General features: G+C 53.3%; 23 protein-coding genes and 1 pseudogene. 1 reads left to right on the forward strand and 23 read right to left on the reverse strand.

The genetic code is table 11. The features are described 5' to 3' along the window. Positions 1 to 69 precede the first annotated feature (69 nt). The 22 genes and pseudogenes from BMW43_RS04760 to BMW43_RS04870 form a co-directional block, all read right to left on the reverse strand. Positions 70 to 756 carry an MgtC/SapB family protein gene (locus BMW43_RS04760; protein WP_091744652.1) on the reverse strand — a complete coding sequence of 229 codons (687 nt, stop codon included), beginning with the start codon at positions 754 to 756 and terminating at the stop codon, positions 70 to 72. A gap of 625 nt (positions 757 to 1,381) precedes the next feature. Beyond that, positions 1,382 to 1,723 (reverse strand): annotated as a pseudogene (locus BMW43_RS22000) (response regulator); the annotation flags it as partial. Next, positions 1,698 to 4,193, reverse strand: a complete 2,496-nt coding sequence (locus tag BMW43_RS04770; protein WP_091744325.1) for an ATP-binding protein — start codon at positions 4,191 to 4,193, stop codon at positions 1,698 to 1,700. The pseudogene BMW43_RS22000 and the gene BMW43_RS04770, both read right to left, overlap by 26 nt. A gap of 214 nt (positions 4,194 to 4,407) precedes the next feature. Continuing rightward, positions 4,408 to 5,973, reverse strand: coding sequence for a DHA2 family efflux MFS transporter permease subunit (locus BMW43_RS04775; protein WP_091744327.1), 1,566 nt, complete (start codon positions 5,971 to 5,973; stop codon positions 4,408 to 4,410). Beyond that, entirely contained in the window at positions 5,966 to 7,024 is a 1,059-nt protein-coding gene (locus BMW43_RS04780; RefSeq protein WP_091744329.1) for an HlyD family secretion protein, read from the reverse strand. The genes BMW43_RS04775 and BMW43_RS04780 overlap by 8 nt, the downstream gene beginning before the upstream one ends. A 33-nt stretch (positions 7,025 to 7,057) precedes the next feature. Further along, positions 7,058 to 7,678, reverse strand: coding sequence for a TetR/AcrR family transcriptional regulator (locus tag BMW43_RS04785; RefSeq protein ID WP_091744331.1), 621 nt, complete (start codon positions 7,676 to 7,678; stop codon positions 7,058 to 7,060). Positions 7,679 to 8,117: 439 nt separating this feature from the next. Next, a complete protein-coding gene (gene rpoN / locus BMW43_RS04790) occupies positions 8,118 to 9,545 on the reverse strand; it encodes an RNA polymerase factor sigma-54 (protein ID WP_091744333.1) in 1,428 nt (475 codons plus the stop codon). A gap of 452 nt (positions 9,546 to 9,997) precedes the next feature. After that, positions 9,998 to 11,371, reverse strand: a complete 1,374-nt coding sequence (scfB, locus tag BMW43_RS04800) for a thioether cross-link-forming SCIFF peptide maturase (RefSeq protein WP_091744337.1) — start codon at positions 11,369 to 11,371, stop codon at positions 9,998 to 10,000. 115 nt (positions 11,372 to 11,486) lie between these two features. After that, positions 11,487 to 11,627 (reverse strand): six-cysteine ranthipeptide SCIFF, encoded by a 141-nt coding sequence (gene scfA, locus BMW43_RS04805; RefSeq protein ID WP_091744339.1) that lies wholly within the window; start codon positions 11,625 to 11,627, stop codon positions 11,487 to 11,489. Positions 11,628 to 11,765: 138 nt separating this feature from the next. Next, positions 11,766 to 12,851, reverse strand: a complete 1,086-nt coding sequence (locus tag BMW43_RS04810) for a copper amine oxidase (RefSeq protein WP_245732227.1) — start codon at positions 12,849 to 12,851, stop codon at positions 11,766 to 11,768. Between the two features lie 237 nt (positions 12,852 to 13,088). Further along, positions 13,089 to 14,372: an ammonia-forming cytochrome c nitrite reductase subunit c552 gene (locus BMW43_RS04815; protein ID WP_091744341.1), complete on the reverse strand. Its 1,284-nt coding sequence runs from the start codon at positions 14,370 to 14,372 to the stop codon at positions 13,089 to 13,091. Continuing rightward, the gene (locus BMW43_RS04820) at positions 14,369 to 14,839 is read right to left on the reverse strand and encodes a cytochrome c3 family protein (RefSeq protein ID WP_091744343.1); all 471 of its coding nucleotides are present in this window, start codon (positions 14,837 to 14,839) and stop codon (positions 14,369 to 14,371) included. Before BMW43_RS04820 ends, BMW43_RS04815 begins: the two co-directional genes overlap by 4 nt. A 53-nt stretch (positions 14,840 to 14,892) precedes the next feature. Then, positions 14,893 to 15,720, reverse strand: coding sequence for a c-type cytochrome biogenesis protein CcsB (gene ccsB, locus BMW43_RS04825; RefSeq protein ID WP_091744345.1), 828 nt, complete (start codon positions 15,718 to 15,720; stop codon positions 14,893 to 14,895). Positions 15,721 to 15,724: 4 nt separating this feature from the next. Then, positions 15,725 to 16,996, reverse strand: a complete 1,272-nt coding sequence (locus BMW43_RS04830; protein ID WP_091744347.1) for a cytochrome c biogenesis ResB family protein — start codon at positions 16,994 to 16,996, stop codon at positions 15,725 to 15,727. A 101-nt stretch (positions 16,997 to 17,097) separates the two neighbouring features. After that, entirely contained in the window at positions 17,098 to 17,859 is a 762-nt protein-coding gene (locus BMW43_RS04835) for a polysaccharide deacetylase family protein (protein WP_091744349.1), read from the reverse strand. Then, positions 17,843 to 18,805, reverse strand: a complete 963-nt coding sequence (whiA, locus tag BMW43_RS04840; protein WP_091744351.1) for a DNA-binding protein WhiA — start codon at positions 18,803 to 18,805, stop codon at positions 17,843 to 17,845. The genes BMW43_RS04835 and whiA overlap by 17 nt, the downstream gene beginning before the upstream one ends. 16 nt (positions 18,806 to 18,821) lie before the next feature. Then, complete coding sequence (mgfK, locus tag BMW43_RS04845; RefSeq protein ID WP_091744353.1) at positions 18,822 to 20,186, reverse strand: gluconeogenesis morphogenetic factor MgfK; 1,365 nt, start codon at positions 20,184 to 20,186, stop codon at positions 18,822 to 18,824. Between the two features lie 34 nt (positions 20,187 to 20,220). Continuing rightward, positions 20,221 to 21,138 (reverse strand): RNase adapter RapZ, encoded by a 918-nt coding sequence (gene rapZ, locus BMW43_RS04850; protein ID WP_091744355.1) that lies wholly within the window; start codon positions 21,136 to 21,138, stop codon positions 20,221 to 20,223. 44 nt (positions 21,139 to 21,182) lie between these two features. Further along, the gene (locus tag BMW43_RS04855) at positions 21,183 to 21,914 is read right to left on the reverse strand and encodes a phosphatase (protein WP_091744357.1); all 732 of its coding nucleotides are present in this window, start codon (positions 21,912 to 21,914) and stop codon (positions 21,183 to 21,185) included. Positions 21,915 to 22,150: 236 nt separating this feature from the next. Next, positions 22,151 to 22,957 carry a Cof-type HAD-IIB family hydrolase gene (locus BMW43_RS04860; RefSeq protein WP_245732228.1) on the reverse strand — a complete coding sequence of 269 codons (807 nt, stop codon included), beginning with the start codon at positions 22,955 to 22,957 and terminating at the stop codon, positions 22,151 to 22,153. A gap of 2 nt (positions 22,958 to 22,959) precedes the next feature. Next, positions 22,960 to 23,343, reverse strand: coding sequence for a hypothetical protein (locus tag BMW43_RS04865; protein ID WP_091744359.1), 384 nt, complete (start codon positions 23,341 to 23,343; stop codon positions 22,960 to 22,962). A gap of 81 nt (positions 23,344 to 23,424) precedes the next feature. After that, the gene (locus tag BMW43_RS04870; RefSeq protein ID WP_091744361.1) at positions 23,425 to 23,988 is read right to left on the reverse strand and encodes a methylated-DNA--[protein]-cysteine S-methyltransferase; all 564 of its coding nucleotides are present in this window, start codon (positions 23,986 to 23,988) and stop codon (positions 23,425 to 23,427) included. Between the two features lie 173 nt (positions 23,989 to 24,161). On the opposite strand from BMW43_RS04870, the gene BMW43_RS04875 reads away from it, so the two are divergent. Further along, positions 24,162 to 24,701, forward strand: a complete 540-nt coding sequence (locus BMW43_RS04875) for a DUF3231 family protein (RefSeq protein ID WP_091744363.1) — start codon at positions 24,162 to 24,164, stop codon at positions 24,699 to 24,701. Between the two features lie 44 nt (positions 24,702 to 24,745). On the opposite strand, the gene rd is transcribed toward BMW43_RS04875, so the two are convergent. After that, complete coding sequence (gene rd, locus BMW43_RS04880) at positions 24,746 to 24,904, reverse strand: rubredoxin (RefSeq protein ID WP_091744365.1); 159 nt, start codon at positions 24,902 to 24,904, stop codon at positions 24,746 to 24,748. Between the last annotated feature and the right edge of the window lie 33 nt (positions 24,905 to 24,937).

Here is a 24,937-nt window from a genome sequence, read left to right on the forward strand (position 1 = left end):
GGCAAGTTTGTAACATTGAATACATTATCCCAGGACATGTGTCATTTGTCAATACATTTTACAAAAATTTTACTGTAGTTCATGCTCCCGCACCATTCCCGCCGAATCGCAGGCCACCGATTTTACACCGGGTATCGCCGCCAAATTAGCCAGTATACAGTTCATATTGTGTTTATCCGGCAATTGCAGCAACAGATGAAACAGCAGATGATGATTGTTTTCTTCGATCTTTATGTCACGGATGCTGACCCCATGGCAGCCAAGACAGGCCCCGATAGCACCGATCTGCTCCGGCCGGTCCTCGCTGGTGACAACTATGTTGATAAACTGCTTACTGTATAGTCTTGCCTCCATGCGGGTCAAAATAACCAAAATACTGAACACCAATACGGTAGTCATCAATGCGCTGACATAAAAACCGCCTCCCGCCGCCAGTCCCACGCCGGAAACAACCCATAAACTGGCCGCCGTGGTTAATCCTTTGACGGTAAGTCCCTCTTTCATAATACTGCCGGCTCCCAGAAAACCGATGCCGCTCACTACCTGGGCCGCCAGCCGGGCCGGATCGGCATTGGTTTTTCCCTGGACCATTTCGTAAAGACTGATGGACAGGATCATAATCAGGCAGGACCCGATACTAACCAGCGTGTGTGTTCTAAGCCCGGCCGCCTTATGCTTGGCCTGCCGTTCATAGCCGATAATTCCTCCCAAGATGCCGGCCACCAGCAGCCGTAAGGCGATTTCACCATCTGTAATCACACCAACCCGCCTCCCCCACCGGCCATATCCCCATTGCGGCGATAGAACCGGCTATTTTGCTTTTCTGTTACTATATACCAAATACTAAGCGAAAATACAAGTTTTTATGCAGATATACAAAAACAACAGGGTATACATAAACGTCCATCGTCTACGCATCCCCTGTTGTTTTTTATTATTCTCACTTTTTCAGCAAGGTAAACTCAACCGGTCCCAGAGCAGGCACATTCCGGAAAAAACGCAAATAGTCCTGAGTGTGGCAACTGACCTGCACTTGCCGACCTGCCAGCACAAGCTTTTCCAGCAGGTCGGCAAAACCCGGCGCCACGCCGTCATTAACGGCCTGGCACTTTGTAAGATCGAGGCTGAACTGCCCGACGCCGCTGGCGGCCCGCTCCGCCATCAACCGGGACAACTCGGCAAAATCCCGCTGCATAAACTGCCGGACTACCGTGACTTTCAAGCTCTCGCCGGCCTCTTCCGAGGCAAAGGCAGCTGTATGGGGCAGGGAAATCGCCGCTAGATCCACGCCGGGCGGCAGCTTGTCCTCCGGCTCAGCCATCCGGTTGCCCAGGCGTTCGGAAACAAAATCACCGCAAGTCCGGTTTTCCAAAATATCATTGATTACACTAATCAGCCGTTCTTCTTTAAAGGGTTTAAGAATGTAGCTTTTAGCCCCGTATTGCAAGGCGTCAAACACCTTGTGCTGCTGTCCCAGCGCACTGACAATCATCACCCGCGCTGCCGGGTCCAGGGCGACAATCTGCTTTAGCGCTTCAATGCCGTCCATCCCGGGCATGGTAATATCCATAGTTACCAAATCCGGCCGATGCTGCCGGTAGGCTTCCACAGCCTGTACACCATTACCGGCTTCCGCCGCTACGGTATGCCCGTTTTTTTCTAACATGCCACCAATCGTTCTACGCATGATCAATGCGTCATCTACCACCAGTACTTGCGCCATATGCGTCCTCCCTCTCCTTGGCTAAGGATATTAAACTCAATGCAATCGGTCCCGCGTCTGTCCGTATTTGCCACAGACGAACGGCCGCAGCGGCATACTTGGCCGAAGCACCCTCCGCCCAGATGGTAACAGGAGTTCCCATACTGAGCGGCACCTGACCGCCGGGCAAAAGCTGCAGCGTATTGCCGGCAATCGTATTGCAGACTTCGGAAAATACGCTTTCCACCAGCATCTGCTGCTCTTCGGCAGCCATGCCGTCAGGCAAAAAATCGCCGGCCAGTTGCCGGGCAAAACCGGCGCTGCTGCTAAACATCACCCGACCAGGCCAGGCGCCCTGAAAGTCGATAAACGAGCTGAGCTCCTGCATGGGAATCATATTGCACTCCGCGGCCAACTCCTGTACTGCTTCCACCTGTATCCGGTATTCCTCAGACAAGTACCTGCCGGTCTGGTGCTGCAGTTGTTCGGCAAAAAACGCTACGTCAAAGCCTTCCGGCGGTTCCAACGGTTCCAATGGCAGGACAAACGTGAAGGTCGTACCTTTTTTCTCTTCGCTGACAATATGAATCTGCCCGCCCAGGCGATTGACCTCTTCCAATACGGCGGACAGCCCTACCCCACGTCCGGCCAACTCATCCACGGTCGCCGCGCTGGAAAACCGGTCGGCCAGCACCAACCGCAGCGTTTCCTCCCGGGATAGACCCTGTAGCTGCTCCGGCCTGGCCACGCCTTTTTGAATGGCGACTTCCTTAATGGCCAGCTCATCCATCCCCCGGCCATCATCGCTAATGGCAACCACCAGACGGCCGTCCTCCTCTCTGATGCTGCAGCTAATCCGCCCCCACTCCTCCTTGCCCATCGCCAAACGTTCCTCCGGTGTTTCCAGACCGTGGGCAACGGCATTGCGAAATACGTGAATCAGCGTCTTGGCAAAATCGTAATAACGGTCCGGGTCGAGCCAAACCGGCTGCCCCTGAATAATCACCGGTCGCAGCAGCTTATCATACCGTTCCGCCAGCGACAGTGTGTATTCCGGATATCTTTGCAGTAAATCGGTAAACGGTTTATAGCGAAGGCGGCGCAGCTCCGACAGCAGCCGTTTGGCCTGGCCGGCCGGCAGGATTTGCAGCACCCTTTCCTCCAGTTGCTTTAAGCGGCCGGCCTCGATAATAATTTTGTCCTCCTCCTGGAAAAACCGCTCGCCCAAGACATTGGTCAGCAGCCTGATCTCGTCTTCCAGCCAGCCGTACAAAACCAGTTGGGAATAACGGGTAAAGAGCCGGGTAAGTTCAAACTCAGCCAGATCGTCTTCCAACAGGTTGCGCAGTTTTTCCAGCTGCGACTCCAGCTCATGCAGTCTGGCGGCCAGTGTCTGCATATCCAGTTGAGCAAAAATTCCCTTCCAGGTATGCACCGCCCGGAAAATCATATCCACCCGCTCTGCTGCCGTCCGGCTGGACGCCAGCATCGCCGGCAGCTCCTCCCGGCAAAAAGCGCCGTAATCCTGTCTCGCCTTGGAAAACTCGTGGTAGCCGGTTACGGCATGAACCACCATGGAAAGGATATTCCGTTCCTGCTCAATCTGTTCCGCCATGCAGCGCTGCTCGGTAACATCGGTCAGAATCAGCAGGATTTGCCGGCCATAGGGCTCCAGCGGCGACTGAATCAGCTTATAGGCCGCCTTGATATATGTATCGCCCAGCAGGATTTCCTCCGGCAGCAGGGAAATATAATTGTCCCGTAAAAAGGTATCCTCTTCTTTAAAAATTTTATTAAACAGTGCTTTGAGAAAATTCTGCTGCTGTTCGTCGCCGGGATAAAACAGGGCCGGCACAAACTCACCGCCGATTTCCCGGTTGAACAGCATGACGCATTCCGCGCTGTACTCGCCGGCCACTTTCAAATCACCGGCAAAGGTCAAAAAGCCCTGTCCGGCGTTATCCAGCAGATTGCGGATTTTACCGACCACCTCGGATAAATCCTGGGTCTTTCGCTCAAGCTGGGCCTGCACGGCCAGTTGTCTGACCTGGGCCTGTTTCAGTTCGTCCCTTTGTTGACGGATTTCCTGCTGCGATTCCCGCAAATGATCGACGGCCTGCTGCAGATCGGCGGCATTGACCTTGATGCAGTGGGCCATCCAGTTCATATGGCGCATCAAGACCTGCCACTCATTTTCATCCTGCTGGTCATTGGTGGAGTTACCCACCGGCAGATGCACATCGTACCGTCCTTCCTTTACTGCCTGGCAGAATTGCTGCATATTTTCCAGTTTGCTGCCGAAAATCCATCGTTTGACCAGCCCCGGGGTAAATAAGCCCACAAGAATAGTCCCGATTAACGTCATCGTCATGGCATATTGGAAGCCGTTATGAGCTTCCAGACCAGTCCGGCCGACAAACCAGAACAAACTGACCAATGGCATGAAGCCAAAGAAAAAGACGACCACCATAAGCTTACTGCGGATTTGCACCCTATCCCCACCTTTCCGGCGATTCTATTTTCTTTTTATGATAATAATTATCATTATCAAAATCACCCTTATATTCTCACAAATAAACCGCATTATGTCAAGCCTTTTGACATAAAATTCCCGTAAAACAGGGATAACAAAAGAGAGCCGTCTTCCTGCCATAGAGGAAAACGGCTCTCTGAGATAATTCAATTATTGTCTTGCCAGACTCGTGTCAATGTGTTTCCACGGCAGGCGCTTTTTTTCGCGACTGAGTGTCCGGCATGAATAGCGCGATGACGGCCAGCACTACCAACACAGCCACAATGATTTGGTACACGTCACGATACGCCAGAATACTGGCCTGATGCAGGAGTTGCTGATAAATCTGCCCCATGGCCGAACTGGAAGCCTGCGAAGCAGGCACGCCAAGATTCTCGACCGTCTGGGTATAAGAGGCCAACGACTGCACATAGGCCGGATCGGCACTGGTCAAATGCTGCACCAGATTGGACTGCTCGATTTGCTGCCGGTGGGCCAGCATGCTGGTCACCAGCGAAATGCCGATACTGCCGCCCAGATTGCGCATCAGGGAGACAATGGCCGAGGCATTACTGCTCTTCTCCGGCGGAATCTCAGAAAAGGCCAGCGTGCTGGCGGGCACGAAGAGAAATGGCAGCCCGACCATTTGTAAAATACGGACGGCAACGAAAGTGGTATAATCAGTCTGCGGCGTAAGCAAACTGGTGGCCCACAAGCCGGCCGCCGTTGTCAGCATACCGAAGGAAACCAGATAGCGGGCCTTTATCTTGTTCACCAGCCGGCCGGCAAAAGGCATCATGCACAGGACGGCAATACCGCTGGGTGAAATAACCATGCCGGACAAAGTGGCGTTGTAGCCAAAATTGCTCTGCAGCAGCATGGGCAGCAAGGTCGATGAAGAATAAAGCGCAAACCCGACAAAAAAGATCATTAAACAGGGCATGGAAAAGCTGCGAAGGGAAAACAGTCTTAAATCGACAATCGGTTTCTTCTGCTGCAGCAGCCAGAATACGGCTAAAGCCAAGGCAACAACGGTAATGCAGGCAAAAATGATGATGAAGGAACTGTCAAACCAGTCTTCCTGTTGTCCCTTGTCCAGCACGATCTGCAAAGCCCCCAGCCCCAAAGCAACCAGACTGAGGCCAATGTAATCAATCGACCCCGTCTTTTTCCGGCGGGCGCTGGGTGGATCGACCACCAGCATCTTAACAAGAGACACCGCCAGCAGACCGACAGGCACATTCATAAAGAAAATCCAGCGCCAGTTAAAATTGTCGGTAATATAACCGCCCAGCGTCGGTCCCAAAATGGGCGCCAGCACGGTGGTAATTCCGGTAATGGCAAAGGCCATACCCAGTTTCTCCGGCGGAAAGCTGTCTTTAATGATCGCCTGCTGGGTCGGCTGCAAGCCGCCCCCCGCCAGGCCTTGCAACAGACGAAAAACAATCAGCATCGGCAAGGACGAAGCGATACCGCACAAAAACGAGGTCAAGGTAAAGCCCAGAATACAGACCAGAAAAAAGTTCTTACGCCCCATCAGATCAGACAACCAGCCGGAAAGGGGCAAAACAATGCCGTTGGCCACCAGATAGGAAGTGAGTACCCAAGTACTTTCATCCGAACTGGCGCCAATGGAACCCGCAATCTGCGACAAGGCCACATTGGCGATGGTGGTATCCAAAACTTCCATGAAGGCCGCCAGACTGACCGCCATGGACACCAGCAGCGGATGGTGTTGTTTTACCGACGTATCAGCCATGCTCAGGGCCTGCGCCTTCCGTGTGCACGGTAGGGATGACCGACATGCCCGGTCCCAGATGGAGCGCTTCGTCCGGCGGATTGTCAAAGGTAATTTTCACAGGAACCCGCTGCACGATTTTAACAAAATTGCCTGTGGCATTTTCTGCCGGGAACAGGGAGAAATGAGCGCCTGTTCCGGCCTGCAAGCTGTCCACTGTCCCGGTCAGCTTTACATTGGGGAAAGCATCAATCCGGATTTCTACCTTTTGGCCCGGCACCATGTGTTCGAGCTGGGTTTCCTTATAGTTGGCCACCACCCACAGCTCGGTCCCAACCAATGAGGAAAGCTGTTGTCCAGCCTGCACATAGTTACCCAGTTCCACACTGCGTTTGGTAATGCGTCCGTCAATGGGCGCGATAATCTTCGTATTGGCCAGATCGCTTTCGGCCTGGGCCAAATCGACTTCAGCCTGTTTCACCTGAGCCTGAAGCTGCTCACTGGTTTGTTTAGCAGCGTCAATCACATTGGGAGCGGTGCTGGCCGAACGAAGATCGGCCTGAGCTTTGTCCAGGGCCGAACGGGCAGCCTTTTCCGTTTCTACGGCGGCGTCAAGCTGCTGCCGCGAGCAGGCGCCACTGTTAAACAGCGCCTCCATCCGCCCGCGATCGCTATAAGCTTTATCCCAGGCGGCTTGTGCCGAGGCGACCTGCGCCTGGGCCCCCTCGATGGAGGAAGGCGCCGATACGGACGTCGTCGCCAACTGGCTGCGGGACGCATTGGCTGCCGCCTGCGCTGCGGCTAATGCTGCCTTGGCGCGATCCCGTTTAATGATATAGTCGGTGGGATCAATTTCCAGTAACACATCACCGGCTTTAACCAATTGGTTATCCGTCATATAGAGCGCTTTTACATAGCCCTGCACCTTCGGGCTGAGCACCACCGTTCGCCCCTCAATGGTAGCGTTGTCGGTGGAAACTTCACCACGCTGCAGATAATAATAAGTCCCTACTCCGCCAAGCAAAATCAATAGTACAATACAAATTTTTACCATTTTAGCACTTATTTTCATATACACTTCACCTTTATCTATCAAATTAACGACTCACAGAGCCGGCACGGGTTCCGGCCGGTTGTGAGCAATACCGTACAGATAAATCTGCAAGGCTTGTTTGACATACTCGCTGTTGATCCCGGCCGGCAAGGGAGTCAGCTTACTGACCAGGGGTTTGCTAATAAAGTAGAAATTCAAAATGCCCACGAACGCTATGGCGGCATAGGTAATATCCACCTCCGACCGCAAACTGCCACCGTCTATTCCCTCTTGCAGCGTTGCCAGCACAAACTGATACACCTGGGAAAGATGTTTTTCAATTACCTCGCTGCCATAATCGGTCGGATTATTCACTTCAGCCATCATAAACCGGACCAAAAACGGCCGTGCAGCGTGGATATGAAAGACCTGCTCGGCATAAAAACTGAGCCGTTCGATCGGCGAAGTCAGTTCCTCACTCTGCGCCAAATCAAGAGCCTGCCGGATGGGAACAAACTGTTCCTCCAACACCGCCTGGTACAGGCCGCCCTTACCGTTAAAATGATAGGAAACGGCCGACACGTTCATTGCCGCCGCATCGGTTACATCCCGGACGGAAACCCCGGCAAAGCCCTTGGTGGCAAACAGCGGCGTAGCTATTTCAATCAATTTACATTTGCATTCGCTTCGCATCAAATCTACTCCTTATAGTTTACAGCATTAAAACAAACGTTTGTTTTAATGTAGCACTATTTGTCAGCCCTTGTCAAGATTTTTCTTTCCGCCCGGCAAAGCCGCGGCTTTTTCTACTAAATGTCCCAGTATTACAAACTGATTATAGCGGGATAAGATAAAATCGTTATAAAAAGTTTTTAAAATTTTTATAAAAAATTTGAAACCACCGCCATAGACAGGCAAAAACCGGCGCTCAGACTACCGTCTGTTACCACCGGTTTTTCTTTAGGGGCCACTGATTTACTGAACCCATCGGCATGATAAAAATTTTTTACCTGGTAAGCGAAACTGTAGGAATAACCCCACTCTTGCAAGGTTTTGCTGACCCAGCTTCGCCGTGACACTTAATATGGATAAGTCCATGTTTTCTTCGACCACCGGCAGGCAATCACGCCATTTAGTAGCGTTTGCGCTTGCTGGAAGCCGCAATATTCATTTCTTCCCGGTATTTGGCCACTGTGCGGCGCGATACGGTAATCCCCTTCTCCTTCAATATATCGGCCAGAGCTTGGTCACTTAACGGCCGCGTCGCGTCCTCCTTGCCAATCAGTTCCTTGATTTCCCGTTTCACATTGGCCGAGGCCACATCATCGCCGTCCGAACCTTGCACACCGGCGGTAAAAAAGGACCGGAGGCTAAACACCCCATACGGCGTATCCACGTATTTGTTGGCCGTAGCCCGGCTTACGGTGGACTCATGGACTTCCACCCGATCGGCCACCTTTTTCATCGTTAAAGTCTTTAAGGCCTGGGGACCCTGATCAAAAAAGTCCCGCTGAAAATGAATGATCGCTTCCATAACATGCAGCAGCGTACTGCGGCGCTGCTCGATGCTCTTGATCAGCCATACCGCCGCATTGACCCGGTTCTCAACGAACTTCTTGGTCGTATCGTCGGCATCCCGCACCGCCCGGCGATAATACGGACTGATGGTCAGATGAGGCAGATCGTCATTCAGCAAAATGACATATTCACCGTTCACCTTCTCCACTGTTACATCAGGCACAATATAGCTGGCCGGCGCACCGCCAAAAGCCCGCCCCGGCTTGGGGTCGAACGAGCGGATGACGTCAACGGCCTGCTGCACCGCCTGCACGATGGAGCCGGTCTTTTCGGCAATCAGCTTAAACTTGCCGGCTGCCACCTCGTCGAGATGGTCTTCAATAATCCGGCGGATTAGGTGGCTATCGACCGGCGTTGCAATATTTTGAAAACTATAATTAATATTCCGCTGCTCCAGCTGAATAGTCAGACACTCCCGCAAATCCCTGGCGCCGATGCCGGGGGGATCAAAACTCTGGATTAGGGCCAGCACCTGCTCCACAATGGGTGGTTTCATGCCGGTGGCCTGAGCGGCTTCTTTTATGGTGCAGCTTAAATAGCCGTTGCTGTCAATGCAGCCGATCAAATATCTTCCCACCGCTAAGAGTTCCGGACGGCGCAATGACAGATGAAGCTGCAGTTCCAAATGCTCCTGCAACGAAACGGTATTAGCCACAAAGAATTCGAGCGACGGTTTTTCCTTTGCTCCCGGTGAGTTGTAACCCGGGTCAGTACCGTCATTGAAAAACTCCGCCCAGTCGAAATAGTCGCTCAAGGTGGTATCAGTGTCGGTGTTTTTCTCGGCCTGCCCATAGTCCTCCAGTTCCTGTTCCGCCGGCGAACGGGCCTCAGTTTCTAACATGGGGTTTTCCAGGATGGCCTGTTCAACCATAGTGGATAAATCCTGCGAGGAAAGCTGCAAAATCTCTATCGCTTGCCTTAATTGGGGCGTCATAATTAACTTCTGGCTCTGCTCCAGTTTAAGTCCAAAATCTAAGTGCATATCCTTCCCCCCTTTACCTGTCTACTTGCTTATTCTGTTTCGACAACGCCAGGTATTTTACCTGCCGCCCAAAATGCCGATTTCTGCTAGTGCTCCGCCAACTTGGAAGCTGCAAATTAAATTTGCCGATCCTTTTTAGGCTTAGACCTCCAGCCACGCAACAAAGGGGCGGAAATTCCGCCCCTCCTGCCTAGGTAACCGCTGATTAATTCACCCTGCGCGTCTTGACGGATTTTTTTCCGTCTGACTGCGTCAGCAAAACCTTGAAATAGCAGTACTATTCCTGCAGTTTTGCTTCCTTGCCGGACAAAAAGATCTGCCGCCAAGCCGATAGGCTCATTTAATCAGTACTTACCCAGGGAGTAATTTCAAACTATCCGTAATGTCTCCTAACGGTAGTTTAAAAGCACCCCCTCCAGGTGGTGACACCCTGTATTGTAATACGCTAAAGGCTATACGTCAAATCGTTTAAGCATAGCCAGCCTGGCCTGAATCATCAACGCACACTCAACCCGTTTTTTCTGCAGCTCGCAGCCCAGTTCATAAGGCTGGTCAATCCGGTCATGAAACAACTGCGCATTGGCATGACAGCCGCCACTGCAGTAAAATCTGGCCCAGCAATTACGGCAGGCCTCTTTGTTCAGCACATGCATCTGGCGGAACTGGTCCGGCAGTTCCTTGTTCTGCACGCCGTCAAATACGTTGCCCAGCAGATAATCCTCGCGGCCGACAAACTGATGACAGGGGTACAAATCCCCGTCGGGAGTTACCGCGAAGTATTCGTGGCCGGCGCCGCAGCCGGAGAGCCGTTTGGCCACACAGGGCCCATGATGGATATCCATGTTGAAGTGAAAGAAGTTAAAGCCCTTACCGTCCAGCATACGGCGGATATATTCCTCCGCCAGCAGTTCATACTGTTCAAACAGCACCGGCAGATGCTCCTCAGTCAACGCATAATCGACATCCTTGCCAACTACCGGTTCGACCGACAACTGATCAAAGCCCATGTCGGCCATAGCCAGCACATCGGCGGCAAAGTCCAGATTGTTGGCCGTAAAGGTTCCCCGGAGAAAATAGTTTTCCCCGTTGCGGGATTCAATAGCCCGGCGTACATTATTAAGCACCGGCTCAAAGCTTCCCCGGCCGCCGGCAAAAGGACGCATCCTGTCGTGTACCTCACGCCGGCCGTCCAGACTCAGCACCAGGCTGATATTATTGTCGTTCAGGTACTGAATGATCTCATCCCGCAAGAGTACTCCGTTCGTAGTCAGTGTAAGCTTGAAAATCTTGCCGGTCTCTTGTTCGCGGCGGCGGACATAGTCCACCACATGTCTGACCGTTTCCATATTCAGCAGCGGTTCACCGCCAAAAAAGTCGATTTCACAGTGACGGCGCGGGCCGCTGTGCTCAATGATAAAGTCTACCGCCCGTTCGCCGATCTCCTTGGGCATCAGGCTGCGGCCGTGGCCAAAATCGCCGGTGCCGGCAAAGCAGTAGGTACAGCGCAGGTTGCAGTCATGGGCCACATGAAGGCACAGCGATTTAACAATCGGTTTTTCGCTAAAGGTTGGCGGTACCTCCAGCTCAGAGGAAAATAACAGCCCCTGTTCGATCAACTCGTGCAATTCGTCCAGAATTTCCCGCACCGCTTCGACACCATAAGTGAGCGCATAGGTAGCTATTACCGCCTCATCGTTGTCGCCGGTAAACACATCCAAAATATGATACACCGCTTCATCAACGATATGCACGGCCCCGCTGTTGATATCCAGCAGCACATACACACCATTGATATGAAATTTATGAATTAATTGATTATGTTCCATTATTTCACCTTTCCCCGCCAGTACAGTAAACCCTACCAGCGGGATTCTTATTTCCTTCCGGCCGGGTAAAAATAAGTCCCTTACCGTAACGGCAAGGGACTGACCGGAACGCCAATTATTTCTGGCAGACCTGATTGCCAACCGTGCAGGACGTTTTGCAAGCGGACTGGCAGGAAGTCTGACATTCTCCACAGCCACCGGTATGTACGGTATTTTTTAAAGAAGCTGTATTCGCGGTAAAAATATGTTTAGCCATTGTAAAAATCCCTCCTCCAAAAGAACAATATGCTTCCTTTACTTATTTTATACGCTTTTGTAATGTTAGGCAAGCATAATCATGATACCGACCCGCTCCCCGTAAACTATGCAGGCAAGCAGGCCGGCTATAATCTAATTATTTTGCTGTACTTGTTTCCTGTTCCGGTACGATCAGCAGCTTAACCGGCAGATTGGAAGCGCCCGGCGGGCTGAACGTCAGCCATAGCGACTGCCCCACGTCATAGGTTCCCACATAAGAAGCCTGGCCGTCCTCGGTGCGACCGCCGATCCACAGCCGGTCAGCCGGCGTATTAACCGGGCTTTCCGTTACATGACGGTATTTAACCCCCATAGCGCCGGCATACTCGCCGCCCCGCGGATTGAGATACACCGAAAGCTTATCGGCATGTTCCGACGGCAAAAACAGCTTATACACCACGCCGTAATTGCCGTAATTCTGCACCCGTGAGCCATCGGTGGCGTCAATGCCCCAGAGATACTGGTCAATTTTATTGTCGGCCAGTGTCAGAACCACCGGTCCGTCGGTCGCCGCATCATACACTTTGCCGGGAATAAACAGACGGTCCCGGCCATCAAAGGTACCCCGCAGCCGGTATTGGTCGGCCGGCAGCACGTTGGCCCGGGAAAGGAAGCGTTTAATACTCATATCCTTCGGCAGCATCATCACGCTAACCAGCACCGGCTGGTCGGAAGTAAAATCAAACATGCCGTTTAACAGCATATTAGGCTTTACCACCGTATCTACCAGGCTGACCTGGCCGTGAGCCGGCACCGTCAGATTCTGAATGTCCAGCCCTTTCATATACTGGGTCTGCACCGACTTGCCGATATCCAGATAATTATAGCCGGGACCGCTGATACCTTTTTGATATACGGTGATTTTAGCCGGCTGATCGCCCTGATTTCTAAATACCACGGCAATCCGTTTATCTATTTTGGTGTCATTAACATGGTGAAAAAACAGACGGGCATTGCCCTGAACCACATCCTGATATGTAATGCCGTCGGCCGGCACCATTTCCGGACTATCGGATAAGAGCAGCTTGCCGCCGTAACCGGAGGCCATAACCTGCCACTCCGGCTGTCCCAGCGGGTCCAGGGGCAAACTGACCGTTTGGCCGGCGGCTAGCGCTATGGCCGATCCACCTGTCAACATTATACTCATTGCCACAATTTGGGCTATTTTGGTAAATCTCTTCACTATGTACCTCCCTTTACCTTAGTGCACTCCAACCTTGAAAGCAGAAATGCTGACGGCCAAAATTTCGTCATCATCTTCCAGTTTCAAGATTGGTACAGCACTAGTGGTCTGTCTACTTTGAAGAAGTAATTATGATTTCAAAATAGACAGACCACTAGTATCGTCACTATTATAGCAAACCCTCAGAATTATGTAAAATTGCCGGTCAGGCTCTCCTAAAGAGCCTGACCGGCAATTCTATAACGTATTTACGCCTGCTGCACGATTTGCGGCATCGATGGACTGATTGGACAAATCAATGGACTGTCCCAGCGTGTTCAACCCCTGCACCGAATTATGGAAGCCCATGCTGTTCGAGGCGGCCAGAAAGTCCCAATACCACTGGGCCCGGCGTAGCAGTTCACGGGACTTGTCCAGTTCCTCCCGGTTGACTCCCGGCATGGCCGCGGCCTTGGCAATGGCGGTGTGTCCCCTGGCCACCAGCAAGCCTGCCGTATGCTGTAGCTGCCATACATTGTCCTGGGTGGCCTTTACCTGATTATACAATTGATCGCGGTTTTCCGTATGACAGGGAAAACAGGAATCCTCAATGGTTCTCAGGGGACTGGTCATCCAGTGGGATGAGTATTTCCTGCCATTTTCCCGCATATAAGGCATGTGACAGTCGGCACAGGATACGCCGAACTTGCCGTGGGTGCCGTTCTGCCATTCCTCAAAATCGGGATGCTGCGCTTTTAGTACAGGCACCTGCGAGTCGGGCTGAAAAAAGTCCTGGCCAAAGTCATGAGGTTTTGCCGCATAATATTGATACATCTCCTGCGGTGTTACTCCTTTGTCCCAGGGAAAAATAACCTGTGAGGTACCGGGAGCGAAATAATATTCCGCATGGCACTGACCGCAGACAAAACTGCGCATCTCCTCCTGGCTGGCCTTGGTCACATCATAGCCGCGCCGGGCCATGGCTTCGATAAAGGCCGGATTGATGACCCGCAGGTTCATAGTTTCCGGATCATGACAATTGGCACAGCTAACCGGATGCTGCGACCGGTTCAACAGCTCCTCCAGCGGCTTATTGGCGTAAGACCAGCCCATTTCGTTATAAAAAGCCTCCAACTGCGGTGTTTTACAGGTAATGCAGGCCCCTTTGCTGGTTGGTCCAATGCGCTTTGATTCCCGCAGATCGTCCAGCGAATAGGGGTGCCCCCGGTCCTCCGTATAGTCCTTGCTAAAAGGATTGCCTTTGAAGTTGGTGTAAATTTCCGGCTGCCGGTCGGCCTTCTGCTCTTTAACACTGCCGCCATAGCCGGTGGGAGAAGGAGCGGATTCCAGATTTTTTTGAAAACTTTTATACTGGAGCGGATAGCTTTTCCCCCATACGGCCGGATCATATTCGCCGGCTGGAATAGCTGCTACTTTAAAGCCGACCGGCGGTTTCAGCGCCCACACCCGGATCACCACAGCACCAAACACTACGACCATGGTGGTTAAAAAAGCGATGAGAAACTTTTGTGGTTTATTCACTGCTCCATCCCTCCCACACTGTGATTCCGGCCATGGATCAGGGCCCGGTGACACTTGATACAGTCCTGCCCGCCCTGTCCCATAGCTGTGTTTTCCACTGTCGAACTGTGACAGCGTAAACAGTTCCGGTCAATGATATACCGGCCCTCCTGCGTCAGAATCAGGGCTGCCGGATAGTCGCGCAGCGTTTCGTGGTACACGTCGCGGTTGCCTGTTTTCATTTTGGTCACCAGCTTTTCCGCCAGGCTGTCATGGGGGAGATGGCATTCGGTACAGGTGAATTGTTTGTGATTGGACTGACGCCAGGTAGCCGCCGGTTCGATCATCGAATGGCAACTGCCGCAAAATTGCGGTGAATCGGCCCAGGCATAGCCCGCCCCGGCAATGGTTACCGCGACTACGGCTCCGGCCGCGCCAAACAGAATCAGTCTGATGGTATCGCCGGCAGGGAATTGCTGAAAATTCAATCGCTTGTCCCCTCCTTTTCATAACACCGTCACAGGCAGCGCCCAAGCCGTGATTAGGAAGCATAGCTGTGCAGACCGGGCAGGAGCAGGTTTACGCCGACAAAGGTAAACAGCACGGCTAAAAAACCGGCAATGGCCCAGTTCATCGCCTGTTTACCCCGCCAGCCCAGTACGGTCCGGCCATGAAGATATACGGCATAGATACACCAGGTAATCAGCGACCAGGTTTCCTTAGGGTCCCAGCGCCAGTAGGAGCCCCAGGCATATTCGGCCCATACGGCACCGGTCAAAATCAGCAGGGTAAGAAAAGGCACGGCAAAAACAATGGCCTGATTAGCCAGGCGCTCCAGCGTCTCCAGGGCCGGCAGAATTTCCTGCAGGGCGCCGGCCTGCTTGTCCGTCTCCAGGCGGCAGCGCCAGCGGTACATCAGTGCCAGGGCAAAGGATAACGCCAGCGCACCGTAGGCAATGACGGCCGTCAGAACGTGCACCGTAAGCCAGCCGCTCTTTAAAGCCGGCATCAGCGGTTTGCCCTCCTGATAAAAGACAGCGAACAAGGCGGTCAGAAAAAACACCACCGGCAGGACAAAAGCGCCCAGCGCACGGCTTTGGCAGCGGTGCTCCAGATATAGATACAGTAGAACAGTGCCCCAGACAAAAGTCATGCCAAACTCGTACATATTGGCCATCGGCAGATGTCCGCTCCCGATTGTCCGGATAACCAGCGCCGCCGTTGTCAGCAAAAAGGCAGCGGCGGTAACCTGTGTTGCCCGGTAGGCCAGTCGGGCCTTAAGACAGATCAGGTTACCCAGGTATAAACAGCCGGCACAAAAGTAACCGGCAAAAGACAGGATAAATAATTGTGTTTCCCACCAAACCATCGTTTCAACTCCCTTGTATAATTATAGCATGCAGTTTTTTACCCAGCTCTTCCGCTTGCCCGCCTGTCCCGCCAAACCGTACGCAACTGCCGCCCTGATCCGGCTCAATGGCCAGCCATACACAACGGTAACGGACATAGAGCCCCAGAAAAAAACCGGCCGCCATTAGCGCAAAGCCCAGCCAAACCAGCGGCATGCCGGGATCATGCTTAATCTGCACTCCCGAAAAGGGCACGGTGCCGGTAAAGGTTACCGTACCGCTCCCCGGCCCCAGCGCAACCGGCTGTCCCAAAGCCGCCGCGCCCCAGGACTGCTCCTCTCCTCCGTTATAGAGGACATACAGCACATAAGGGTTCTTTGCCTGCCCCATGACCGGCAGCTGATCCCGAAGGTGGCGTCGGTCCGGCATATAGCCCACCGGCAGGATGGCCATATCCGTACTGCCGGTAAGCGAAAGGAGTTCCTGCTCCGCTACAGCGGCCTGTTGCACCACTTGTCCGGCAGCATCGGCCACGACCGTTTTGATGGCTGTGCCGTAAGAGGACTGGTACAGCCTGATCCCGTGATAGTCCAGGGGATGATTGACCTTCACAGCCTGCCGGAGCACTTCGCGGCCACCGGCTTCAATGCCGATATCGCTAATCCAGTCGGAAACCGAACCGTCCGGATAATATTCGGTGGAAAACTGATGGAGCCGCACAACAAAAGGCTCCTGGCCGGCCGTAACGGTGTAAGCACCGCCGACCGGCAGCTTGACGGTCATGGTATAACCGTACCAACTACCCCAGACCGCACCACAGGCAATGAGCAGCACCGATACATGAGCCAGCAGAATACCCCAGCTGCCGGCAATTCCCTTATCGGCGCAAAGCTGCCTGACCGGACCGGCAGCCTGGCATTTCAGCCGCATGTTCTGGCGGCGCAGAAAGTACCCACACCGTTCCGCCACCTCAGCCTGGGAAGCGGTAACCGACACCCGGTAGCCGCCCGGCAGCTGCTCCAGCCGCTCCGGCGCTGCCGCCGGCGGCCCGTCCCAGATCAGCCTGCGCCAGGCAGGCAGCCGGCGCAGGCTGCAACATACCAGATTCAGGCATAACAGTCCCAGCAGTCCGCTATACCAGCCACTCCGGTAAATAGCAGGCAGTGCCGTGCCGGCAGCCATTGCCCCGATTAACAGCAACAGCAGCAGCAGTCCCAGCCGCATAGATCCCATAAACAGCCAGAGCTGTTTCCATTCCCAGTTTCTCCGATCATTCATCACCGTCCGGTATGACATAGCGCACCTCTTATTGTTACGATTTACTTCCCTGTTAGTATTTAATTTTTTCCAATAAAAAATGCTTTGACATAGCGTCAAAGCATCAGAATTTCTATATTTTATAGTCCCAGTTTGGTAAACACAATGGCTCGCCAGAGCCGCAGTTTGAATTCCCACAGGCCCCACCGGGAGTTGGGAATGTATACCCGTTTGAGCGCATAGGGCTTGTCCCCGCCCCGGTTCAGACCGGCTTCTCCCGTGCAGGCGCCGGCATAACCGGCCTCTTTCAGCAGCTTTTCCGTTTCTGCCGTATAGCCGCCAAAGGGATAGGCAAGAAACTCCACCGGCCGGCCGATATGCTGCTCCAGTACCGCCTTAGACTCAGTAATTTCCTTACGCTGTTCATCCGGACTCAGTGTATCCAGTTGCACATGGTTGGCAGTATGGGAGCCGATCTCCATCCCCCGCCGCTGCATCTCCAGGATTTGAGGCCACGACAGATAACCCGGATACTGTTCCACATAGCCGCTGACGACAAAGACCGTGCCTTTCATCCCATGGCGCTCCAGTAAGGGTAACGCTTCGGTATAGTTATTGTCATAGCCGTCGTCAAAGGTAATAACCACCGGTTTGGCCGGCAAAACTCCCTGGCCGGCCGCAGCGGCGGCATATTCTTTCATCGATATGGTCGTATAACCTTCATCGGCCAGGTATTGAAGCTGTTTATCAAATTCAGCCGGCGCTACCGCATAGGGCGAAGTATCCTCACAGATTTTATGGTATTCCAGAATCAGCGTCCCCTGGGCAGGATACAGCAGCCAGACAAGGCCTGCCACTACTAGCGCCGCCGCCCATATAGCCAGTTTATTTGTGCGTTTCATGATTTCCTCCGGTTTCCAAACACTCCCTAGCAATCTCTTCCAGCTTCCGCAGCCGGTGATTAATGCCCGATTTACCTACCTGGCCACCCATAATCGCCACCAACTCCTGCAGGGTGGCGTCAGGATGCTCCAGGCGGACTTCGGCCATTTCGCGTAAACCGCGGGGCAGTTTGGCCAGACCGATAGCCTGGTCAATACGCCTAATATTTTCCACCTGCCGGACGGCGGCATTGACGGTTTTCTGCAAATTGGCCGTTTCACAGTTAACCAGCCGGTTTACCTGATTACGCATGTCTTTTACCACCCGGACATTTTCAAAGGCCAGCAGGGCATTGTGGGCACCGACAATTCGCAGCAGCGAAGTGATAGCATCGCCGTCCTTTAAGTAGACAATATGATCGTTCTTCCGTTCGGTCAGGCGCACCGGCAGATGGAAATTCTTCATCAGCCGGACCAGCGTTTTGGCAAAGTCCAGATTGCCCGTAACCAGCTCCAGGTGGTAATCGCCCTCCGGCTTATTCACCGAGCCGCCCCCTAAAAAAGCGCCGCGCAGATAAGCCCGGCGGCAGCAGGATTTACGCAGCAGGCCGATGTCGCGGCCCACATTGAGATTGTCGCCGCGCATAATGCCCAGCGCCGCTAAGAGCTCGGTCACAACCGGCGACGGAACTACCTTAAGCAGATAGGAATTATTTTTTTTCAGCCGGCGGCCGCGGGTAACCGTCACCTCGGTCTTTACGTTAAAGCCGCTTTTGATCAAGGTCAACACCTTGCGGGCCACCGCCGCATTTTCGGTCGTAAAAGTAATGCCAAGATTGCTGTTGCCGCCAATCAGCATGGTGCCGCCCATCCGCATCAGGGAAGCCAGCTCGGCAATGTGGCAGCAGTTTTCCTCGCCGGCGATCCGGGCCAGCTCGTTTTTTACTTCACTAGAAAAAGAAGACACCTACCGTCACACCTGCCTAATCATCCAAATCTTTTAACTCCTTGATATTTTCCCCGATCAGATAGTAATCTAAGAGCCGCATCCGCTCCGAATTGACGGTCAGCTTATACACCATGGAAATAATCGCCCGCGACAGTTTCAGCGGGTCATGGCGCACCAAATTGGTTTCACTGATAATGTTGGCTTTCAGCACCTTAATCCCCATCGCCTCGATCGCCTCGGCATCGACAACCACCGGGAAGGCTCCCTGGCTGGCATAAACTTCCCGCAGGGCCGGCGCCACTTCCTGGGAATTGACCACCACATAGTCAATAACGCCGGGTCCGACATGGTCGAGTAACGCCCGCACATGATCGGCCGCTGAGTATCCGTCGGTTTCCCCTGGCTGCGTCATAACATTGCAGATGTATATTTTAACCGCCGGCGTTTTACGCAGCGCCTCGGCGATTCCATGAACCAGGAGATTGGGCAGTACGCTGGTATACAGGCTGCCGGGACCCAAAAGCACGGCGTCGGCCTCGCGCAACGCCTCCAGTGCCCCCTCTACCGGTTCGGCATCCTCCGGATTGATAAAAATCCGCCTGATTTTCTTGCCGGCCAGCGGAATCTGCGATTCGCCCTCCACAATACTGCCGTCCTCCATCTCGGCTTTCAAGCGGACGGTCTGCACCGAGGCGGGCAGCACCTTGCCGCGCACGGCCAGAACCTTACTCGACTCCTTTAAGGCCTGTTCCACATCGCCCAGTACTTCGGTCATCGCGGCGATGAACAAATTGCCAAAGCTGTGTCCCGCCAGACTGCCGTCACCGCCGAAGCGGTGCTGGAACAGTTTTTCCATCAACGGTTCGGTATCAGCCAGCGCCACCAGGCAATTGCGCAAATCACCCGGTGGAATCATCCCCAAATCCTCCCGCAGCCGCCCCGAAGAGCCGCCGTCGTCAGCGACGGTCACAATAGCCGTAATGTTGCTGGTCACGCTTTTAATACCGCGCAGCAGCACCGATAACCCCGTGCCGCCGCCGATGACCGTAATGGTCGGGCCCTTGTTTAGCTTGCGTTTCTGAAAGATAATTTCCACCAGCCGGTCAGGGCCGTCGGGAATGAGCACACTGATGACCGAATGAATAATCTGACGCGTGGCCAACGTCATAATCGTCAGCCCCAGCGCAATAATCGCTATGCCGGCGATAGTGGTCACGGCATAGTAATATTTTCCCGTCGTCAGGTACACCATCCGGAAAATGGCTTCTTCCACCGTACCCACATATTTATAGTTAAACACAATGGCCAAACCGATGCTCGCCGCAATAACGCCCAGGGAGAACAGCAGCAGCCAGCGTTTCAATTTCATACCAGGGTACAACCACTTCAAAAAATGCATAATTGCATTACACCTCTGCTTTTAATCGCATACTTCAGCCATCTTTATCAGGTGGCCCGGCATATGACTCATTATGCTCCTCCACCTCGTTCTTCTGCACATCGCGATGCTCGATATTCACCTTATACCCCTTGCTCCGGAGGTTTTCATAAATCTTGTGGGCCACAAACACCGAACGGTGCATTCCACCGGTACAGCCAATAGCAATCACCAGATTATTTTTTCCCTCCTGGATATAGTTAGGTACCAGAAACTCCAGCAAAGCAGACAGTTTTTCCATAAACTGCTGTGTAATCGGCCATTTCCAGATATATTCGCCCACCATTTCCACCGTGCCACTCTTGCGGCGCAGCGATTCCACATAGAATGGATTGGGCAGGAACCGCACGTCAAACATCATATCGGCATCCAGCGGCATCCCATGCTTAAAGCCGAAGGACACTACGGTGATCGACATCCGCTCCTGAGCACACTCGCAGGCAAACAGCGAAATCACCTTGTCACGCAGCTGAGCCGTCGTCGTCACCGAAGTATCGATAATATGATTGGCCCGGCCCCGCACCGACTCCACTTTCTCCCGCTCACTGGCAATGCCGGCGCTGATGCGGCCATGCGGTGCCATGGGGTGCCGCCGCCGGCTTTCCTTGTAGCGGCGGATCAGAGTTTCATCAGAAGCCTCCAAAAATAAAATCTCATATACGTAACCCTGGGTTTCCATCTCCTCCAGCACCTGGATCAGGGTGCCGAAAAATTCACGGCCCCGGATATCCACTACCAGCGCCACTTTATTAACCTGGCCCGCCGACTGGGTGCACAGTTCGGCAAACTTGGGGATCAGCGCCGGCGGCAGATTATCCACACAAAAATAGCCGATATCTTCCATAGTACGGACGACCTGTGTCTTACCCGCCCCGGACATGCCTGTAATAATGACTAAACGGACATCTTGCATGCTATCACCTCTTTCAAACCTAATGACTCCTGCCGCCCGGTATTCTAGACCACCGGATTCAGGCGATTGGTGCGCCGGTTGAGATGGGCAAGGAGTTTTTCAACCGACGAATTCAACATGGCATCCGGTGCCACATCGTTTTCAGCCAAGAGCTGGAGCGCCTCGCTGAAATCACCAATATGCAGGGCAAAATGACTGTCGGTGCCGACAATCATCTTAGCGCCGTACTGCTTCGCCAGTTGAATGATCCGGCCGCAGTAGGGACGGCTTCCCTTGCGGGAGCGCACCAGCGAACTGTTGTTGACCTCCAGAGCGACATCATACTCCACAGCGGCCTTAACTACGGCTTCGGCATCAATTTGCAACGCCGGATTGCCAGGATGCACGATGACATCCACCCAGGGATTTTTGATGGTATTAATCAACATCGCCGTATTTTCCTCCACCGTACCGGCCGTAAAGCTTTCACTGTGGAAACCGGCCATAACGACATCCAGTTTGGATAAGCGTTCGTCCGGCAGGTCCAGACTGCCGTTCTGGTCAATGATATTGGCTTCAATGCCTCTTAATACCCGTACACCGTACAAAACTTCCGGCAGGGCAACAAGATTGGCAAAATGGTATTCATGCGGTCCGCCCGGCATATTGGGTCCGTGGTCGGTAATACCGATCAGCGCCAGTCTCCTGTCGGCCGCCGCCTTGGCGTTTTCCAGCACCGTGCTGTAGGCATGACCGCTGGCTACGGTATGAATATGCAAATCTGCAACAAGACACATAAGCTTCTCCTCCTTTAAAACACACATTAGACCACCAGACAGCCGGCGGCCTTTTATAACGGACAGGACCTGTGGGGCAGGACCTGTCGTAACCTGCCAATAAAAGCTATCTACAATTATAGGGCAAAGTATCTAAAAATGCAAAGAAACGCCGTCGCGCTTTGGAAAAAGCCCGAAGAAAATAGCCGGTACTTGCCCGGCTTGCTTCCGGTCCGTACCAGCTATTATTAGGTCGTCTAGCGGCCCAGGACATATTTTTCAATCGCCTCGGCCACGCCGTCCTCGTCATGACCCCGCGTGACCGCCTGCGCCGCCGCTTTCACTGTCTCAGAAGCATTGCCCATGGCCACACCCAGTCCGGCATACTCAATCATGTCCAGATCGTTCTGCGAATCACCGACAGCCATGACCGCATCCCGCCCGATTTGCAGCTTGTTAGCCAGGAAATCCAGCGCCCAGCCTTTGTTCACGCCTAGGCAGGTCATTTCCAGATAGTGCGGTTTGGATATGGCCATACTCAGCCGTTCGCCAAAACCATCCTGCAGCAGTTGCCGCCGGATTGCCTGAATGGTCTCCGGCTCGGCAATGGTCAGCATTTTGCTGGCTTCCCCCGGCACCGAATACAGCCCGTCTCCTACTACTTCAGCTTTGACGCCGGCCGTCTCCTCATAGAGGCGGACCCGCTCATTGCGCTCCTTCACATACAGCGTATCGCCAATATGCAGCTGAAGATACCAGCCATTGGCACGAAACAGCGCCAGCACCTCGTCCATCACCGGCCGCGGTACCGGCCGGCTGGACAGCACCTCACCGGACAGACTGGACTTGATCAGCGCGCCGTTATAAGTAATAATCGGCACATCCAGCCCCAACTGTTGAGCGTACGGCAGGGCCGAAACATGCATCCGGCCGGTAGCCACTGTCACCATGACCCCCTGTGCCACGGCATCCTGTATGGCCTGCCTGGTCCGCGGCGAAATGATCCGCTTCGAGTCCAGCAGCGTATCGTCCAAATCCAAAGCGACTAATTTAATCTTCATCATGATCATCCTTTCCTCGCCGGCTCCACCCGTTCGGCTTGCAACTTTTTATCCCGAATGGTTCTGGACAGCAGCGAACTGCCTAACGACAGAATAAAAATCCCCAGCCCCACCAGTGGCAAACTGGAAATTTCAAAGCCGGGCAAAATATAGACAACTAAGCCCAGACCGGCCAGATTTAAGCAGAAAGTAGCCGGCAGCAGCTTTTGCCAGTGCCAAACCGGCCCGGTTGGAAACAACAAGGTTCTCAGTAAGCCATTAGCCATTCCCAGTGCCAAAGCCGCCAGCAGCATCCCGCCGAGAGTGTCGACAAAAATACCGGCCAGATGGCTCAACATAAGGTAAATCAGCAGTGCGTTCATAACTGTTCGCAGCAAAAAACCGCTCATGACCATCCTCCCCACCGGAAACCGAGTAAACTGCAAAACCACTGCAATCCCCTTTAATTTTCTCGTAACCGCAGTAGTTCATTAACTCCATTTATTATATCCTGCCAACTGGCTGAAAACCAGTTTATTTTCCCTTCGGAAGAGCGGTGTCTCATCAGGCGACTCCAGCAAGAGCAAAGCCTGTTTTAATTCCAAACCGCCGCCAAAGCCGGTTAACCCGCCATGACTGCCGATGACTCGGTGGCAGGGCACTACAATAGGCGTACGGTTGATATGCAGGGCGCCGCCGGCGGCCCGGACAGCCTTCGGCGAGCCTGCCGCCTCAGCAGCCTGCCGGTAGGTACGGGTTTCCCCATAGGGAATGGTAGCCGTATACGACAAAATAGCCTTCTGAAACGGCGTATAACCGCTCCAGTCGACAGGCACGGTGAACTCTACGGGAAAGCCCTGCCAGTAGAGCTTCAACTCCTGCTGTAGCTGGCCGGTATAGGGATGCGGTTCCTCGCCCCGTTCTCCTTTGCAGTTATCTATCGACAAAATAGCCGTTTCCTGATCCGGCTTAGGAAAACTCAGCTCATACAGGCCTTTTGCCGACCAGACCGCCGCCATCCAACCCCAGGCTGTTTCTAGTAAATCATACTGCATGTCTTTCCACTCCGTTTCACTTATTTATTAAAAAATTTTCGCCATATTGATTTTTAAATCCTCTTTCATGCATGAAAATATCCGATTGGTTCATGCTATAAGTAAAGCCGCATTACAGCCCATTATACAAAATCGCCCTGTGGCCGGGCAAAATTTATCTGGGAGGTCTGAATATGTCTTTGCTCGATAAAGTCAACGCAGAAACCCGCAATCTCGTCAACATGTTCTTTGACAAGGAGCCGCTCAACTATTTAGAAGCTGCCAGCCTGTACGGGGTCGTCGCCCAGGGCCGGCTCAACATCTCCATACTGGAAATCATGTATAATCACGCCCAGGATTCCGAGTTAAAGGCGTTGATAAAAGAAGCTCTTGAGTATGACACGGACAACTTAATCGAACAGTCGGAGGAACTGCTGGAGGAAAACGGTGCCGCCCTGCCCACCTTAAGCTTTACTAGACGGGCGCTCCATAAATCGCCGCTGGACATTCCTCAGGACGCAAGGGCCACCGACCGGGAAATCGCCCTCTATCTGGCAACCCTCGCCAAAGCATCACAAACGGCACTGTTGGGGGCCCTGCACCAGTCGTACCAACTCGAAGTGGCTCTCCTCTACCGCGAGAAACTGGATGCCGGTCTGGACTGGGATTACCGGTTGCTGCAGCTGGCCCTGGACCGCGGTTGGCTGCCCCACCTGTCCAAGATCACGCATTAAAAAATTGCCGCTCCTGCTGGAGCGGCAATTTTTATCGTATGTATTTATTGCTGTTCGAACTGATCCTTGCCCACGCCACAGAGGGGGCAAACCCAATCGTCCGGAATGTCTTCAAAACGAGTTCCCGGCGCAATGCCGCCGTCCGGATCGCCTACCTCTTCATCATACACATAATTACATACTGTACATACCCATTTTGCCATCGTAAACATCCCCTTCTCAATTTTATATAGGAG

Origin of the sequence: Propionispora vibrioides (assembly GCF_900110485.1) — a bacterium.
Taxonomy (GTDB): Bacteria; Bacillota; Negativicutes; order Propionisporales; family Propionisporaceae; genus Propionispora; species Propionispora vibrioides.